We start from the raw sequence: 15911 nt of genomic DNA, 5'->3' as shown, positions 1-15911 counted from the left end.
CGCTCGAACGCTTCGTCGCCGCCGCGCGCGCGCAGCGCGGCCCAGCCCTTGGCGAGCAACGGGAACTCGGCCGCGTCCGGCAGGGGCGCATCGGCCTCGCCTTCGGGTTCCGCCTGTTCCTCCAGCACCCATCCAACCACGAAGCGGCCCAGCGCATACATCACGTCGACCGCCTCGTCCGGCGCGAAACCCGCTTCGCAGAGCAGCGCGACCTTGCGTTCGATCGAGCTGAAATGCAGCGCCCGCGGCCGCGTACCGGCATGCAGGCGCGCGCCGTCGCGATAGGCCAGCAGCGCGCGGCGGAAACTGCGCGCGTTGTCGAGAAGCCACGCATCCCACGCCTCGCCCGGCCGCGGCAGCGACGCATCGTGCCGCTCGAGCATGATCGCCTCGGCCATCGCGTCGAGCAGTTCGGCCTTGTTCCGGAAATGCCAGTAAAGCGTCGGCGACTGCACGCCGAGCCGCTCGGCGAGCCGCCGCGTCGACAGCCCATCGATGCCGACTTCATCGAGCAGGTCGAGCGCCGCGCGCAGTACCGTGTCGCGCGTCAGCCGCGCCCCTGTGTCCTTCATCTCTATCACCGATAGGGAAAGCTGTGGAATAATCGCCACTCTATCACCGATAGAGTTACACCCTTGAATCCATCCCTGATTGCCATTCTGGCCACGGTCCTGCTCGACGCAATCGGCGTCGGGATCGTGATGCCGATCCTCCCCGGCCTGCTGCGCTCGCTCGCCGATGCGAGCAGCACCGACACCCACTACGGGATCCTGCTCGCGCTGTACGCGTTCGCGCAGTTCCTGTGCGCACCGCTGCTCGGCGCGCTGAGCGACCGCGTCGGCCGCCGGCCCGTACTGCTCGTGTCGCTCGCGGGCGCCGCGCTCGACTACCTGCTGATGGCGCTCGCGCCGACGCTCGCCTGGCTCTACGTCGGGAGGCTGATCGCGGGCATCACCGGCGCGAACGTCGCGGTCGCGACTGCATACGTGACCGACGTCACGGCCGAACCCGACCGTGCGCGACGCTTCGGCCAGCTCGGCGCGATGATGGGCATCGGCTTCATCGCGGGCCCGTTGATCGGCGGCCTGCTCGGCGCGCTGCAGGTGCGCGCGCCGTTCGTCGCGGCCGCCGTGCTCAACGCGCTCAACCTCGTGCTCGTCTGGCGCGCGCTGCCGGAATCGCGGCCGCGTTCGGCCCGCGAAGGCCAAACGGCCGGCGCGCTCAACCCGTTCGCCAGCCTGCGCCGGCTGACCGGCTCACCGGCGCTCGTGCCGCTGATCGGCATTTACGTGATCGTGGCGCTGGTGTCGCAGGCGCCCGCCACGCTGTGGATCCTGTACGGCCAGGAACATTTCGGGTGGTCGACACCGATCGCGGGGCTGTCGCTGGCGGGCTACGGTGCGTGTCACGCGCTCGCACAGGCTTTCGCGATCGGGCCGCTGATCGCGCGGCTCGGCGAGCGCCGCGCGCTCGCACTGGGCCTCGCGGGCGACGCGCTCGGGCTCGTGGCGATTGCGTTCGCGACCGCCGCGTGGGTGCCGTTCGCGCTGCTGCCGCTGTTCGCGGCGGGCGGCATGACGTTGCCGGCGCTGCAGGCGATGCTCGCGCGGCAGGTCGACGATGCGCGCCAGGGTGAACTGCAAGGCGCGCTCGCGAGCGTGGCGAGCCTGATCGGTGTCGCGGGGCCGCTGGTCGTCACCGCAACCTATGCGGCGACACGCGCGACCTGGCCGGGGCTCGTCTGGGCCGCGGCCGCGCTGCTTTATCTGCTCGTCCCGCCGTTGCTGGCCGGTGCCCGGCCAGCGGGCGCGGCGCGGCCGTCCGCATGAGCGCCGGCCGGCACCGTCACACCCGCCGCCGTGCTCAATGCGCGAGCGTCACGAGATTGGCATCGCGGACGAGCCGCCAGCGGCCGTCGGCCTTGCGGAAGATCGTCAGCGTATGGCCCGAACGGCGGATCGTCTCGCCGTCCGGCGGAGTCGCCTCGATCTCGATGAAATTGCGCATGTACGCCCAGTCGCCCAGCACGCGCAGTTCGTCATCCCAGTAACGGCCGTTGATCTTCGGCGCGGGCCCACCCCGGCGCTCGCGTCACGCGACGCCGCCGCAAACGCCGCCTTGTCGAACGACGCTTGCCAGCCACCACGAAGATCGCGTCGTCGGCGATCAGGTCGAGCATGGTCGCCACGTCGCCTCGACGCGAACCCGTTGTCCACGAGTTCGCGAATCGCGCATTCAGCGTCGCCCTTCCTTCATCCGTCACGTATGCCCGACACGGTGCCTGCAACACCACCGCCTCGAATGATACGTGCCACATGTCGAAGTCTCGGGTTACGCAACCGACACTTGCGATCCGCGAACCTTGTTTACTGTCCGGCTGGCGTTTCTTCGCAATTCAGCCAATTCACCTGCGGCCGAAGTTCGTCGAGCGCAACGCCGGCCAGAGCGGAGAATGTGCCTTCGCCATCCGTCGGCAGCACACGTTTGCCGGAACTGTCGTTGTTTCCGACAAATCGTTCAATCATTTCGAATATCACGAGATCCGGTTTTTCCGATTCGACCAGATCATAGTGCATGTCAAGAGAACTCACCGCCACCGTTCGCGAAAACACCGGAATCATGTGGGGCAGGATGTAGTTGAAGAACGAATCGCGAAACACCACAACGCGCGGCGCCTTGACGCGCGGCGAGATGAATACCGACGTATTGCCACGGCTGAACACGGCGTTGTCGAAAATGCGCTTGAATGGCAATTCGGTGGCATGCGCCAGGACGTCTGCCCGCTCTTCCTCCTCGGGTTCGAGCCGCACCCCGAGGTCGCCGATGATTTTACGCTGCGTGACTTTGAGATCGCCCTCGGTCACCTTTTGCAGATCGAGATGTGCCGGGAGCGAATCCATCAGAAGATCGTACGCGAAAAAGCCGCCCCAGTTGTTCCAGTGAGTATCCGTCTTGTAATACAATTCTCGCGTCTCGCGCGCTGCCTTGAGCTGGTCGACCGGGTACATGCAGGCTTCCCGCACCTGCCCGGGCAGGCTATTCAGGATCTGCACGACCGGCCGATTCTCCGAAATTTCGGTATCCGGAAGATAGTCAGAATACACCACGTGTTTTTCCGGCACGAACAGGAAACGCACCTCGATTCCACGCTGACTACACCATTCATACCGACCGCTCAACGTGCGGGTCCAGACGTCGAGTTCCTCTGCATTGAGCGGCACCGCGCCGGACACCTGCTCAATCGCCTCGTGATCCGTAAAGAACAGAAAATCGTTCTGACCTCGTATAACGGTCTGCGCCAGTAATTCGGACTTCGAAAGTTCTGTCATTTAATACTTGCCTCGATCAGGGAAACGATATCTCCCAGGCTCTGCGCTGCGCTGGCTTTCTTGAGGTCCAGCGTCGTATTGAAGTTCTTCTCCAAGCGAATTACCAGTGTTGCATGGGCGAGCGAGTCCCAGCCATCGACATCCGCCGCGATCGTGTCCATCGTGATCTCCGACTGATCGACATCAAATGTGCGCGCGACGATCTCGATAACCTTGCTTTCGATACCCTTGTTATTCATTGATAAACTCATTGATATATTTTGAAATATTTTCGGATCGGCTGATTTTTCCGCTGGTGGATTTCACCAGCCAACCAGGCTCGACGAAAGCAATCTTCTTCGGAACGAGGCCAATCGTGCTTTCCAGCGTTCTTTTCACTTCCGCCCGAATCGATTTAACCTCTATCGAACCATCCAATTCGGCGACGATAATCGGGTCTTCGCTACCGATCTCGGCGTTGTAGATACCAAGCGCAACTGCCCGTCCTGGCTTGATGCCAGTCACGGTATTCAGAATTGCCTCGATCTCGCTGGCAAAAAAATTCTTGCCGAGCACGATGATCATGTCTTTGGTTCGACCAAGCACATAAAGCTCGTCTTCGAAGACGAATCCAAGATCGCCGGTGAGGTAATAGCCGTCCCGAAACGCCTTCGCACTATCGAGCTTGTAATATCCGTGAAATACGAAATCACCCTTGAGAGCGATTTCCCCGACCTCTCCGCCGACGATCTTCACCTCGATTCCGTCAATCGGTTTGCCAGCACTCAGAAGACGAACGGGATCCGCGCCATCGAATGAAATCCGCTGTTGCTCGCGCAGCGCACTCTGCGATATGGCGATGCTGCGCGTCGGCGTACCGATGGCCGTTTGCGTCACGGCAAATACGGTCTCCGCCATCGCATACGAAACCTGCAGTTGCTCTCGTCGAACACCAAGCCGCTCGAACGCGGCAAGAAAATTCTCGAACGTCTCGACCTTGCACGGCTCGGAGCAATTGATGAACGCCTTCACACCGGACAGGTCCGCGCTATCGGTATCTCGTGCACTGCGTGCGAGGTGATTGAACGCGAAGTTCGGCAGCCAGATGAATTTGCCGTCGTGACGCTCAATCAGGCGGAACAGTTCGAACGGATCCACAAGCCATTCGAACGGACTCATGATCACCGAATGATTGCCACGCACGAGCGGCATCAGGAATGTCGCGACAAAACCCATGTCGTGATACAGAGGCAGCCACGACACAATCGTGTCGCAATCGTCCAGGCCAAGCGACGTGGCGTAGCTCGAAACTTGATCCACGATCGCACGCGAAGTCAGCGTCACCCCTTTCTTCAACCCGGTCGTACCTGAACTGTGCTGCAGACAGCAAATTTCCTGATCGGCCCACTGATGGATGTCAACGCGATCCGGCGCATCTGCCGCGTCTGCGGGTGTCAGAATGGTCAACACACCAGGCGTGATATTCGCCTCGACCTGCGCAACGTTTTCCTCAAACGTAATAAAGAAGCCACTGCCTATGTGACGGAACAACTGATCATGACTCGACCAGAACAACCCCGGATCCTGCTTGATCGACGGAAACGGCATCATCGACGGCACACACCCGGCCATCAGCGCCCCGAGAAAAGCAAAGATGAGATCAGGCTCGAGCTTCAGCGAAATCAGAACGACATCACCAGAAGATGCCCCCCTCTTCTTGAGGAGAGATGCATAGCGAAGCGCCCCATCCCTAAGCTGGCGATATGTCAGGGCCTCATCCGAGCCGCTGTTGACTATCGTGTAGAGCAATTGATCCGGGGCAACTTCGAGCTGCCTCAGAAAATTATTGAGAATATTTTTCATGTATATACACGGAAAAAATCAATGCGAAGTCCAATGCTTCGCGGCGTGCCGCGATATCGCGTCACACGACGATTCCGTCGCACCGATACCTGACGCGAAAAAATCTCGACACACCTTCATACCGGCGATCAGGACCAACCGCCGACGTTTTGGCACGTTCGCGCCCGCGGTTGCAACTATCACCTTCCCGCTGGCCTCGACCAGCATCGATAGGTCCTCCCGATCCCTCGCCGACACTCTAGTACAGCGGGCGAGTTTCAATTGCAAACAGAACGGGGGAAAACCGGTCCATTTCTCCGAGGGAACGACCACAGACGTGCGGAGCCATTCGCGGCCATACCGGAAATAGCGCACGGAAATCACCGCGTCACAATTCACGACGCCTGGCACGGACGACATGAATTATCTTTAGCGGCCTGACAGTTTCGCGCGCCCCGCACAATCACGAGCACGGCGCCAGAACGTCATTTCTCTACGACACAGCAATAAGGGAATACCCGGATCATTGCATCGCAAAGCACCAAGGTGCCTATCGCATTTCCATAGCAAATTTGCTCAGGTCGAAACGCAATTCGCCTTGCAAACCAAGCATAAAGACATGCAACGTCAACGCAGCCTTAATAGAGCATGTACCAAGTGGTATCGGATCCCCGGCACAGAAACCCGTGTCCCAGCCCTGGTAATAGCGATTTAGGACGATTTGCAATCTTCCCTGACGCTGCGCGAACAGTCAACGCCCCGATCGGTTTCGTGGAAGAAAATCTCGCCATCGAACCGTCATACTCGGCATCACACGCCGGTAGCACAATTGCCAGCATCGCGAGTGGCGCACGAGGATCGACGATTGCCGTCTCGGAACCTCGCGCAATCATGACGGCGCTGCCGGACACAGGCGTGTTGTATGAATAGGACTTGTCGACCGTCTGAGCCATGTGCGCGATCGGTGCATGGAATACGAAGCTTCCGTTGCTGCACATCTGCCAGATATATTTGCCGGCCGCGACATCGAAGGCAAAAAAGCAATTCGAGCTTTGCTTCCCGATCTGCCACTTGCCAGCCCCGGCATCACTCCATTGCAACGTTCCTGACCGTCCGGCGGCACCATCAATTTCCAGCAAAGCCGGACCAGTGCGCCGCCCGATACGTGTCGCGTTTTGCAGTTCGATCGCGTGGGAGTCGGCACCATCTCCGATCGAAAAGTCGCCGCTCGCAAGCACTTGCTGGCGCCACGCCTTCACCACGCCGCGTGCATCGAAATAATTAAAGGTGACGGGCTGGCTCGGCACATTGGATCCGCCAACGGCCAGCGCCCCAATATGAAAGGCGTTGGCTGCTACACCGTCCTGGGTCACAAATGCATATGTCCATTTGGCAAGCGACCGATCCTGCGTGGACAACGATCCCACGGTAAAACCGACCGCCGCTTTGGGCTGAACCAGCGAACTGCCAGTCAGAGTCGGGCCCTGCACGTTCGTATCCGGAGAGGTTGCATTGAAGTCGTATTCAACGGCATTCAATTGCACTCCCTTCACGTCCGATGCCTTCCATCTGTCGTTGTCAATCAGGATATGGTTGCTTGCCCAGCAGGCGGCTTCCGTGACACCGCAGATCTGCACACTGAAGAAATTGATGCCATTTCCGGACGTTCCGTGCCCCGTAGACGGATTCCGGTTGTTCAAATAGCTCGCATAGCCGGTCACGCCTGTGACCGTTGTGCCTTCCGGGATGGTAAGCGTTGTCTGATATGCATCAAACGACACGCAACCGGCACAGATGCCCTTGTACATCATCTGGCCATTCGCTTCGTCCCTGTCCCCGGCACGCGTGCCACCAGCCGTGATCCCCGCGGGTTTCATATGTCCGGACTTTGCATCCGGTCCCACGAGCGGCTCCTCGGTTACGGCTATGTCTGCCCCCTGCGCTCCCGAGGCCGCGGACGGCTCGCCTACTAACCGTTGTCCCGACAGGGCGGGCTCCGACGGCCCCGCCATTGCAGCATGCGCCGTCAGGGCCGCGATCAGGCATATGAATTGTCTTAATCCGAAAAATCGTGCCACGTCGCTCCACCGAATCGTCACGGATAAACGAACAGGAACAGCACCACCGACGGGCCGAAGCCACTAGTCACATGGACAATGCGTGCTCCCCGCCCAGGCAGCCTCGGCCTCCAGTACGCATCCGACAAACGATTTCGACACTCGCTCGGGCACATGTGAAAAACCCGGCGCATGCCGGGTTTCCTGATGACTGAAGCCGCGCGCTGTCGTGATTTGCGAACCACGACGACCGCGTTACACCACGACGGTCTGCGCCTCGCCTTCGCGGGTCGCACGGACGGTGCCGATCTTCCACACCTGTTCGCCGGCGGCGGTCAGGTCGGCGATCGCTGCGTCGGCATCGGCCGCCGAAACGATCACGGCCATGCCGATCCCGCAGTTGAACACGCGGTGCATTTCCGCGTCGGCGACGCCGCCGTGCTCCTGCAGCCACTTGAACAGCGGCGGCAGCGGCCACGCGTTCTGGTCGAGCTCGGCGGTGAGGCCTTCGCGCAGCACGCGCGGAATGTTCTCGACGAGGCCGCCGCCGGTGATGTGCGCCATGCCCTTCACCGACAGCTTCTGCATCAGCGCGAGCAGCGGCTTCACGTAGATGCGCGTGGGTGCCATCAGCGCGTCGGCGAGCGAGCGGCCGTGGAAATCGGCCGACAGGTCGGGGTTCGCGCGCTCGATGATCTTGCGCACGAGCGAGAAGCCGTTCGAGTGGATGCCGCTCGAAGCGAGGCCCAGCACCACGTCGCCCTCGGCGATCGTGCTGCCGTCGATGATCTTGCTCTTCTCGACCGCGCCGACCGCGAAGCCGGCCAGGTCGTATTCGCCGTCCGGGTACATGCCCGGCATTTCGGCCGTTTCACCGCCGATCAGCGCGCAGCCGGACAGTTCGCAACCCTGCGCGATGCCCTTGACGACCGTTGCCGCGGTATCGACGTCGAGCTTGCCGCACGCGAAGTAGTCGAGGAAGAACAGCGGCTCGGCGCCCTGCACGAGGATGTCGTTCACGCTCATCGCGACGAGATCCTGGCCGACGGTGTCGTGTTTGTTCAGATGAAAGGCCAGCTTGAGCTTGGTGCCCACGCCGTCGGTGCCCGACACGAGCACGGGCTCCTTGTACTTCTTCGGTACTTCGAACAGCGCGCCGAACCCGCCGATGCCGCCGAGCACGCCGTCGCGCAGGGTTTTCTTCGCAAAAGGCTTGATCTTGTCGATGAGCGCGTCGCCCGCGTCGATGTCGACGCCTGCGTCGCGATAGGACAGACCTTGGGCGTCGGGAGCGGATTTCGGAGGATTCATGGGGGAATGCGAGAAGGTCGGTAAAATGCGATTTTACCCGAAGCCGGCCCGTTGGCCGGAATTCCCAGCACCGAATCGTCAGGGATTGCATCTTGGTCAACACGTCCCCGTTTTCATCGCCGAGCGAACCGCGCCGAAACCGGCGTGGCGCCGTGCGTGCGGGCGCGCGTGAAGCCCGCGAAGGCGCAGTTCCCGGCGCGTGCCCGGCGTACGGCACGCGTATTTTCAACCGACCCGCATTGTGACTGTTGTGTCCCGTCAACTGACGCTCGATCTCGGCACGCCGCCGCCCGCCACGTTCGACAACTTCATCATGAACGAGGAGAACGACGAGCTCATCTCGCGCCTGCAGAAGCTCGACCTCGCGCTCGCGGCGGGCCCCGTGCCGGACCGGTCGTTCTATATCTGGGGCGAGCCCGGATGCGGCCGCACCCATCTGCTGCAGGCGCTCGTGAGCGACGCCTCGTACGGCTATGCGCGTTATCTCACACCGCAAAGCCCGCTCGGCGCGTTCACGTTCGACCCGCGCATCGGCATCTACGCGATCGACGACTGCGACCGGATGAGCGACACCCAGCAGGTCGCGCTGTTCAACCTGTTCAACGAAGTGCGCGCGCACCCGTCGAGCGCGTTCGTCGCGGCGGGCCCCGCGGCGCCGCTCGCGCTCGACGTGCGCGAGGATCTCCGCACGCGCCTCGGCTGGGGGCTCGTGTTCCACCTGTCGCCGCCGTCCGATGCCGGCAAGATCGCCGTGCTCAAGCTCGCGGCGAAGGAACGCGGGATCGCGCTCACCGACGACATCGCCGCCTACCTGCTGACCCATTTCCGCCGCGACATGCCGAGCCTGATGGCGCTGCTCGACGCGCTCGACCGCTTCTCGCTCGAGCAGAAACGCGCCGTCACGCTGCCGTTGCTGCGCCGCATGCTGGCGCGTCCCGGCGACGACATCACCCCACCGGGCACGGGCCCGAACCGCTTCGAGTAAAATGCGCTTCCATGACTAATCTGGCACTCTTTGACCTCGATCACACGCTGATCCCGACCGATAGCGACCACGAATGGGGCCGCTTCATGGTGAAGCTCGGCATCGTCGACGCGGAAAGCTTCTCGCGTCAGAACGACCAGTTCTTCGCCGACTACAAGGCCGGCAAGCTCGACATCCACGCGTACCTCACGGCGATGCTCACGCCGCTCGCGAAGTATTCGCGTGCGCAGCTCGCGCAATGGCACGAGCAGTACATGCACGAGGTGATCCGGCCCGCCATGACGCCCGCCGCGCTCGAACTCGTGCGCAAGCACCTCGATGCGGGCGACCTGTGCTGCGTCGTGACGGCGACCAACGAATTCATCACGCGCCCGATCGCCACCGCGTTCGGCGTCGACACGCTGATCGCCTGCGAGGTCGAGACGACCGACGGGCATCCCGATTCGCCATACACGGGCCGGCCGACGGGCACGCCGAGCTATCGCGAAGGCAAGATCGTGCGGACCGAAGCGTGGCTCGCGTCGCTCGGCAAGCAATGGAGCGACTTCACGCACACCTACTTCTACAGCGACTCGCACAACGACATCCCGTTGCTCGAGAAAGTCACCGACCCGATCGCGACCAACCCTGACGACACGCTGCGCGCGCATGCAAGCAACCGCGGCTGGCGCATCCTCGATCTCTTCTGAACGTCGTGATCAAAAAATTCATTCGCAAACTGCTCGGCCAGGACGAAACCGAGCAAACCTCTCCCGCAGCGGCCCCGGCCGACGAAGCGGCCCCTGCTACCCCGCGTGCCCCGAAAGGCGCCCGCGGCGGCACGAAAAAGCCGCGCAGCAACCATGAGCCGACCGTCGTGCCGGCCAGCGTACACGGCATCAACCCGGCGCTGATCTCGAAGAATGCCGTGCGCGTGACCGACACGCTGCAGCAGGCGGGCTTCCGCGCCTTCATCGTCGGCGGTGCGGTACGCGACCTGCTGCTCGGCATCGCGCCGAAGGACTTCGACGTCGCGACCGATGCGACGCCGACCGAAGTTCAGCGCCTGTTCCGCCGCGCGCGCCTGATCGGCCGCCGCTTCCAGATCGTCCACGTGCAGTTCGGCCAGGAGCTGATCGAGGTGTCGACGTTCCGCGCGCTGGTCGATGCGCCGCCCGAGGCGGCCGCTGCCGAGCCGCCGAAGCGCCTGAAGCGCGACGAACTCGATCGCCGCACCCATGCGGTCGACGCGAGCGGCCGCGTGCTGCGCGACAACGTGTGGGGCGAGCAGCACGAAGACGCCGCACGTCGCGACTTCACGATCAACGCGATGTACTACGACCCGTCGACGCAGACGGTGCTCGACTACCACGACGGGATGGCCGACGTGCGCGCCCGCCTGTTGCGGATGATCGGCGATCCGGCCACGCGTTTCCGCGAGGATCCGGTGCGGATGCTGCGCGTCGTGCGCTTCGCGGCGAAGCTCGGTTTCGAGATCGAGCCGCACACGCGCGAGCCGATCAACGCGCTCGCCGACCTGATCAACAACGTGCCGGCCGCGCGCCTGTTCGACGAAATGCTGAAGCTGCTGCTGTCGGGCCACGCGCTCGCGTGCCTGCAGCGGCTGCGCAAGGAAGGCCTGCACCACGGGCTGCTGCCGCTGCTCGACGTCGTGCTCGAACAGCCGCAGGGCGAGAAATTCATCACGCTCGCGCTGAACAACACCGATGCACGCGTGCGCGCCGGCAAGACGGTATCGCCGGGCTTCCTGTTCGCGACGCTGCTGTGGCACGACATGCGCCAGCGCTTCGAGCAATACACGGCCGAAGGCGAAATCCCGGTGCCGGCGCTCCATCGCGCGATGGACGACGTGCTCGACATGCAGACCGAGAAACTCGCGATCCACAAGCGCTACTCGGCCGACATGCGCGAGATCTGGGGCCTGCAGCTGCGCCTCGAGAAACGCTCGGGCCGCAGCGCGATGAGGCTGCTGGAACACCAAAGGTTTAGAGCGGGGTATGATTTCCTCCTGTTACGCTGCGAATCCGGCGAGCTCGATGCGGAAGTCGGACAGTGGTGGACGGATTTCATCGAAGGCGACGCGGCCGCTCGCGAGGCATTGCTCACGCAGGGCGGCTCGAAGGAAAAATCGCCCCGCAAGCGGCGCCGCCGCGGCGGTGCGCGAAACCGCAAGCCGGGTGAAGGTGCCGCCGAGCAGGCACCGGACACCTCGGGCGGTTCCGACGACTGACGCGCACGACGGCGAACGACGTAGGAAGTGATGCCATGACGGTTGCATATATCGGACTGGGGGCGAATCTCGGCGATGCGCGCCAGACCCTGAAGGACGCGGTGGTGTGCCTCGCGCAGCAGCGCACCATCTCGATCCTCGGCAAATCGAGCCTGTATCGCACGGCGCCCTTCGAAGCGGGCGGCGACGACTACTACAACTGCGTCGTCAAGCTCGACACGACGCTGTCGGCGCGCGAGCTGCTCGCGCTCTGCCAGAAGATCGAACATCACTTCGGCCGCGAGCGCCCGTATCGCAACGCGCCGCGCACGCTCGACCTCGACATCCTGCTGTTCGGCGCCGACTCGATCGACGAACCCGACCTGATCGTCCCGCACCCGCGCCTCACCGATCGCGCGTTCGCGCTCGTGCCGCTCGTGGAGATCGAGCCCGCACTCGACATTCCCGCGCGCGGCCGTGCAGATACCTTCCTCGCCGCCGTCGCGGATCAGTGTGTCGAGAAGGTGCAGACCTGCCAGTGCCTGATGCAGAAGGCGCTCGCCGCCAGCGCAGACGCCGACAAGAACCGCTGCCGATGACCCCGACACCCCTCACCGTCACTGCGCCCGACCTGCGCGCCCCGCACCGCTATCTCGTGATCGAAGGCCCGATCGGCGTCGGCAAGACGACGCTCGCGCGCCTGCTCGCCGAACGCTGGTCGATGCAGACGCTGCTTGAGCGCCCGCAGGACAACCCGTTCCTCGAACGCTTCTATCGCGATACCGCGCGCTACGCGCTGCCCGTGCAGCTGTCGTTCGCGCTGCAGCGTGCGCAGCAGGCCCGCGAGCTGATCGGTGCGCTCGAAACGGGCCGCCCGGTCATCGCCGATTTCATGCCGCAGAAAAACGACATCTTCGCGCGGCTGAACCTGCCGGAAGACGAGTGGCAGCTCTACCGTTCGGTCGCCACGCACGTGGACGTGCCGCAGGCGCCGTCGCCCGACCTCGTCGTCTACCTGCAGGCGAGCCCCGAAGTGCTGTTCTCGCGCATCCAGAAGCGCGGGCTGCCGATGGAGCTGCAGATCAGCGACGCGTACCTGCGCTCGCTCGTCGACGCGTACAACGAATTCTTCTACCACTACGACCGCACGCCGGTGCTGACGGTCGCCGCGGAACACCTGAACCCGCAGGATTCCCCCGAAGATCTCGCCCTGCTGGTCGAGCGCATCGAGACGATGCGCGGCCGCAAGGAATTCTTCGTCAAGGGCGAGACGACGCGCTGACGCGTCCTCGCCTGTCGTTCCTTACCCATCCGAACCGGATTTCCCATGACCTATCTCCAGGAATCGAGCCGGCCTGCCGTCACGGTGCCCAAGCTGCAGGCAATGCGCGTCGCCGGCGAGAAGATCGCGATGCTCACCTGCTATGACGCGAGCTTTGCCGCACTGCTCGACCGTTCGGGCGTCGACGTGCTGCTGATCGGCGATTCGCTCGGCAACGTGCTGCAGGGCCAAACGACCACGCTGCCCGTGTCGCTCGACGACATCGCGTATCACACCGCCTGTGTCGCCCGCGCGCAGCCGCGCGCGCTGGTCGTCGCCGATCTGCCGTTCGGCACGTACGGTACGCCGGCCGAGGCGTTCGCGAGTGCCGTCAAGCTGATGCGTGCCGGCGCGCAGATGGTCAAGCTCGAAGGCGGAGAATGGCTCGCCGAGACGATCCGCTTCCTCGTCGAGCGCGCGGTGCCCGTATGCGCGCACGTGGGCCTCACGCCGCAATCGGTGCACGCGTTCGGCGGCTTCAAGGTGCAAGGCAAGACCGAAGCCGGTGCCGCCCAGTTGTTGCGCGACGCGCGCGCGATCGAGGATGCGGGCGCGCAGCTCGTCGTGCTCGAAGCCGTGCCGACGCTCGTCGCCTCCGAAGTCACGCACATGCTCAAGATTCCGACGATCGGCATCGGGGCGGGCGTCGACTGCTCGGGCCAGGTGCTCGTGCTGCACGACATGCTCGGCGTGTTCCCCGGCAAGCGGCCGCGCTTCGTGAAGGATTTCATGCAGGGTCAGCCGAACATTCAGGCGGCCGTCGAAGCGTACGTGCACGCGGTGAAGGATGGTTCGTTCCCTGGGCCGGAACATTCGTTCTGACGTCCGAGGCGGGCCTGCGGCGCGTGCGCCGGTGCCTCGATGTAAAAAAAGCGCGGCGCCCTTTGCGGGGCGCCGCGCTTTTTCTTTCATACGCTGCAAGTTGCCGGCTACCGGTTACTTCAGTACCGCGTCGAGCGCGCCGCGCAGTGCGTTGGTCAGCAGCAGCGCCTCCGCACGCGCGAGATCGTCGCGGGTCACGACCCGCTCCGTCGCGCCGAACACGCGATCGTCGAGCAACACGCCACGCATCACCCCCGGCAGCACGCCGGATTCGAGCGGCGGCGTTACCCACTGGCCGTCGAGCTTCACGAACAGGTTCGAGCGCCCGCCTTCCGTCACCTCGCCGCGCTCGTTGACGAACAGCATGTCGAAGCACCCGAGCGCCTCCGCCGCCTGCCACGCGCGATCGTATTCGGCGCGGCGCGTCGTCTTGTGCAGCAGCAGCGCATCGCTCGCACGGGTCGATGCGAAGCCGTGCGCGGACGCCAGCAACACGCCGACCGGCCCCGCCGGCAATGGCTTGAGCGGTGCCGCGACGATCTCGATCGTGCCGTCCTTCGCGAGCGCGAGCTTCATCCGGTAGGCGTCGTCGCCGTCGAGCGCCGCACAGCGCGCGTCGATCTCGCGACGTAGCGCCTCGGGGTCGAAGCGGAAGCCGAACGCATCCGCGCTACGCTGCAGCCGCGCGAGATGACGATCGAGGTGCCGGATGCCGTCCGCACGCGTGGCGGCGGTCGTTTCGAACAGCTGGAAGCCGGGATCGGCATCCGTCAGGAATCGTGCTTTCAATTCGCACTCCGCATATTCGTCGGCCGCGACACTGTCGAGCACGATGCCCGCGCCGACCCCCATCGTGCCACGGCGCCGGCCGGCGATTGGCGTTGCCGGACTGCGTGATTCGGCGCCGGTCGCACCTTCGCGGTCAGCACCTTCACCGGTAGCATCGAGCGTCAGCGTCCGGATCGCGACCGACAGGCAAAAATCGCCACACCCGGCCAGGCGCTCACCCGGCACGTCGGAATCGGCGCCTTGCTTCGCGGCGTCAAGCCAGCCGATCGCGCCCGTATAGAGGCCGCGCGGTGTCGACTCGATCGCATCGATCAACTGCATCGTCTTGTACTTCGGCGCGCCCGTGATCGATCCGCACGGAAACAGCGCACGCAGCATCTGCGCGAACGTCGTCCCTTCGCGCCAGCCGGCCTCGACCGTCGACGTCATCTGCCACACCGACGCATACGGCTCGACGGAGAACAGCGCCGGCACGCGAACCGTCCCGGTGCGCGCGATCCGCGATACGTCGTTGCGCAGCAGGTCGACGATCATCACGTTTTCCGCGCGGTTCTTCGGATCGTTCGCGAGGAACGCGGCCGCCGCCGCATCGTCGCGAGGGTCGGCCGAACGGGGTGCGGTGCCCTTCATCGGCCGCGCGCGCAGCACGTCGCCGTGCTTCTCGACGAACAGCTCGGGCGAACACGACACGACCCACGCACCGTCGGGCAACGCGACCAGCGCGCCGTAGCGCACCGGCTGGCGCGCACGCAGCCGCCGGTACAGCGCGAGCGGCGTGCCGAACACGTCGAAGTTCAGCCGGTACGTGTAATTGACCTGATACGAATCGCCCGCGCGCAGCGCGTCGTGCACCGCGTCGATCGCCGCATCGAACGCATCGCGCGATACGCTCTTCGCGACATGCGCGACACCCGCGATCGACGGCGCGTCGCTGCCGCCGTCCTGCTGCGCGAGCCACGCGTCGACTTCGTCGCGCGACAGGCGTTCGCAGCGCGCATACAGCAAAAAGCGCAGCGGGGCATGGCCCGGCTGCGCTTTTTGCAGGTTACGTCCGAATTCGTAATCGCCGACGACGACCGCATGCAGCCCGTTGCGCAGGTCCTGCGCCACCGCCGCATCGACTGCGTCGAGCCGCGCCGGATCCGTGCATACGCGTTCGCGCACGAATCCCGAATACAAACGACTCGACCGCGCGGACGCGGTCGAGTCGCAATCGTCCAAGAGCGCGAACGACGCGCTCTCGTTGCCTTCAGTCATGCTGTTACTC

General features: G+C 63.9%; 14 protein-coding genes and 1 pseudogene. 7 read left to right on the top strand and 8 right to left on the bottom strand.

Annotated features, from left to right (window positions below):
* Positions 1–572 (bottom strand): tetracycline resistance transcriptional repressor TetR (tetR, locus tag DPV74_RS20310; protein ID WP_119337846.1); only part of this gene is annotated, 572 nt, incomplete at its 3' end.
* Between the two features lie 63 nt (positions 573–635).
* Between tetR and tet the strand changes: the two genes are divergently transcribed.
* On the top strand, positions 636–1829 hold the full coding sequence (tet, locus tag DPV74_RS20305) for a Tet(A)/Tet(B)/Tet(C) family tetracycline efflux MFS transporter (protein ID WP_119337845.1): 1194 nt from the start codon (positions 636–638) through the stop codon (positions 1827–1829).
* Between the two features lie 34 nt (positions 1830–1863).
* On the opposite strand, the pseudogene DPV74_RS20300 reads toward tet, so the two are convergent.
* The 6 genes and pseudogenes from DPV74_RS20300 to purM form a co-directional block, all read right to left on the bottom strand.
* Positions 1864–2239: pseudogene (locus DPV74_RS20300) on the bottom strand (nuclear transport factor 2 family protein).
* A gap of 127 nt (positions 2240–2366) precedes the next feature.
* On the bottom strand, positions 2367–3329 hold the full coding sequence (locus DPV74_RS20295) for a hypothetical protein (RefSeq protein WP_119337844.1): 963 nt from the start codon (positions 3327–3329) through the stop codon (positions 2367–2369).
* Positions 3326–3568 (bottom strand): acyl carrier protein, encoded by a 243-nt coding sequence (locus DPV74_RS20290; RefSeq protein WP_162923094.1) that lies wholly within the window; start codon positions 3566–3568, stop codon positions 3326–3328. The genes DPV74_RS20295 and DPV74_RS20290 overlap by 4 nt, the downstream gene beginning before the upstream one ends.
* Positions 3561–5171: an AMP-binding protein gene (locus DPV74_RS20285; RefSeq protein WP_111942378.1), complete on the bottom strand. Its 1611-nt coding sequence runs from the start codon at positions 5169–5171 to the stop codon at positions 3561–3563. Before DPV74_RS20285 ends, DPV74_RS20290 begins: the two co-directional genes overlap by 8 nt.
* A 617-nt stretch (positions 5172–5788) precedes the next feature.
* Positions 5789–6961: a hypothetical protein gene (locus DPV74_RS20280; RefSeq protein ID WP_162923093.1), complete on the bottom strand. Its 1173-nt coding sequence runs from the start codon at positions 6959–6961 to the stop codon at positions 5789–5791.
* A gap of 501 nt (positions 6962–7462) precedes the next feature.
* The gene (gene purM / locus DPV74_RS20275) at positions 7463–8518 is read right to left on the bottom strand and encodes a phosphoribosylformylglycinamidine cyclo-ligase (RefSeq protein ID WP_006484927.1); all 1056 of its coding nucleotides are present in this window, start codon (positions 8516–8518) and stop codon (positions 7463–7465) included.
* Positions 8519–8768: 250 nt separating this feature from the next.
* On the opposite strand from purM, the gene hda reads away from it, so the two are divergent.
* Genes hda through panB form a run of 6 tightly spaced genes read left to right on the top strand, consistent with a single transcriptional unit; the run spans position 8769 to position 13855 of the window.
* Positions 8769–9503, top strand: a complete 735-nt coding sequence (hda, locus tag DPV74_RS20270) for a DnaA regulatory inactivator Hda (protein ID WP_006484992.1) — start codon at positions 8769–8771, stop codon at positions 9501–9503.
* 11 nt (positions 9504–9514) lie between these two features.
* Positions 9515–10192, top strand: a complete 678-nt coding sequence (locus DPV74_RS20265; RefSeq protein WP_021162206.1) for an HAD family phosphatase — start codon at positions 9515–9517, stop codon at positions 10190–10192.
* Positions 10193–10197: 5 nt separating this feature from the next.
* On the top strand, positions 10198–11733 hold the full coding sequence (gene pcnB / locus DPV74_RS20260; protein ID WP_119337843.1) for a polynucleotide adenylyltransferase PcnB: 1536 nt from the start codon (positions 10198–10200) through the stop codon (positions 11731–11733).
* A 35-nt stretch (positions 11734–11768) separates the two neighbouring features.
* Positions 11769–12311: a 2-amino-4-hydroxy-6-hydroxymethyldihydropteridine diphosphokinase gene (gene folK, locus DPV74_RS20255; RefSeq protein WP_119337842.1), complete on the top strand. Its 543-nt coding sequence runs from the start codon at positions 11769–11771 to the stop codon at positions 12309–12311.
* Positions 12308–12994: a deoxynucleoside kinase gene (locus DPV74_RS20250; RefSeq protein ID WP_027788310.1), complete on the top strand. Its 687-nt coding sequence runs from the start codon at positions 12308–12310 to the stop codon at positions 12992–12994. The genes folK and DPV74_RS20250 overlap by 4 nt, the downstream gene beginning before the upstream one ends.
* 45 nt (positions 12995–13039) lie before the next feature.
* Positions 13040–13855, top strand: a complete 816-nt coding sequence (panB, locus tag DPV74_RS20245; RefSeq protein WP_059698828.1) for a 3-methyl-2-oxobutanoate hydroxymethyltransferase — start codon at positions 13040–13042, stop codon at positions 13853–13855.
* A 114-nt stretch (positions 13856–13969) separates the two neighbouring features.
* Here panB and DPV74_RS20240 read toward each other — a convergent pair whose 3' ends face one another.
* Positions 13970–15901, bottom strand: a complete 1932-nt coding sequence (locus DPV74_RS20240; RefSeq protein ID WP_119337841.1) for a chorismate-binding protein — start codon at positions 15899–15901, stop codon at positions 13970–13972.
* Between the last annotated feature and the right edge of the window lie 10 nt (positions 15902–15911).

Origin of the sequence: Burkholderia sp. HAN2018 (assembly GCF_024704855.1) — a bacterium.
In the GTDB taxonomy this organism is placed as follows: Bacteria; Pseudomonadota; Gammaproteobacteria; order Burkholderiales; family Burkholderiaceae; genus Burkholderia; species Burkholderia cepacia.
This window is presented reverse-complemented; position numbering and strand designations above follow the sequence as displayed.

Bases quoted from the DNA above. Each gene is read 5' to 3' on its own strand.
- DPV74_RS20280 (WP_162923093.1), bottom strand. From the start codon at position 6,961: ATGATGTACAAGGGCATCTGTGCCGGTTGCGTGTCGTTTGATGCATAT.
- DPV74_RS20250 (WP_027788310.1), top strand. From the start codon at position 12,308: ATGACCCCGACACCCCTCACCGTCACTGCGCCCGACCTGCGCGCCCCG.
- DPV74_RS20240 (WP_119337841.1), bottom strand. From the start codon at position 15,901: ATGACTGAAGGCAACGAGAGCGCGTCGTTCGCGCTCTTGGACGATTGC.
- panB (WP_059698828.1), top strand. From the start codon at position 13,040: ATGACCTATCTCCAGGAATCGAGCCGGCCTGCCGTCACGGTGCCCAAG.
- DPV74_RS20285 (WP_111942378.1), bottom strand. From the start codon at position 5,171: ATGAAAAATATTCTCAATAATTTTCTGAGGCAGCTCGAAGTTGCCCCG.
- DPV74_RS20295 (WP_119337844.1), bottom strand. From the start codon at position 3,329: ATGACAGAACTTTCGAAGTCCGAATTACTGGCGCAGACCGTTATACGA.
- folK (WP_119337842.1), top strand. From the start codon at position 11,769: ATGACGGTTGCATATATCGGACTGGGGGCGAATCTCGGCGATGCGCGC.
- DPV74_RS20290 (WP_162923094.1), bottom strand. From the start codon at position 3,568: ATGAATAACAAGGGTATCGAAAGCAAGGTTATCGAGATCGTCGCGCGC.
- DPV74_RS20265 (WP_021162206.1), top strand. From the start codon at position 9,515: ATGACTAATCTGGCACTCTTTGACCTCGATCACACGCTGATCCCGACC.
- purM (WP_006484927.1), bottom strand. From the start codon at position 8,518: ATGAATCCTCCGAAATCCGCTCCCGACGCCCAAGGTCTGTCCTATCGC.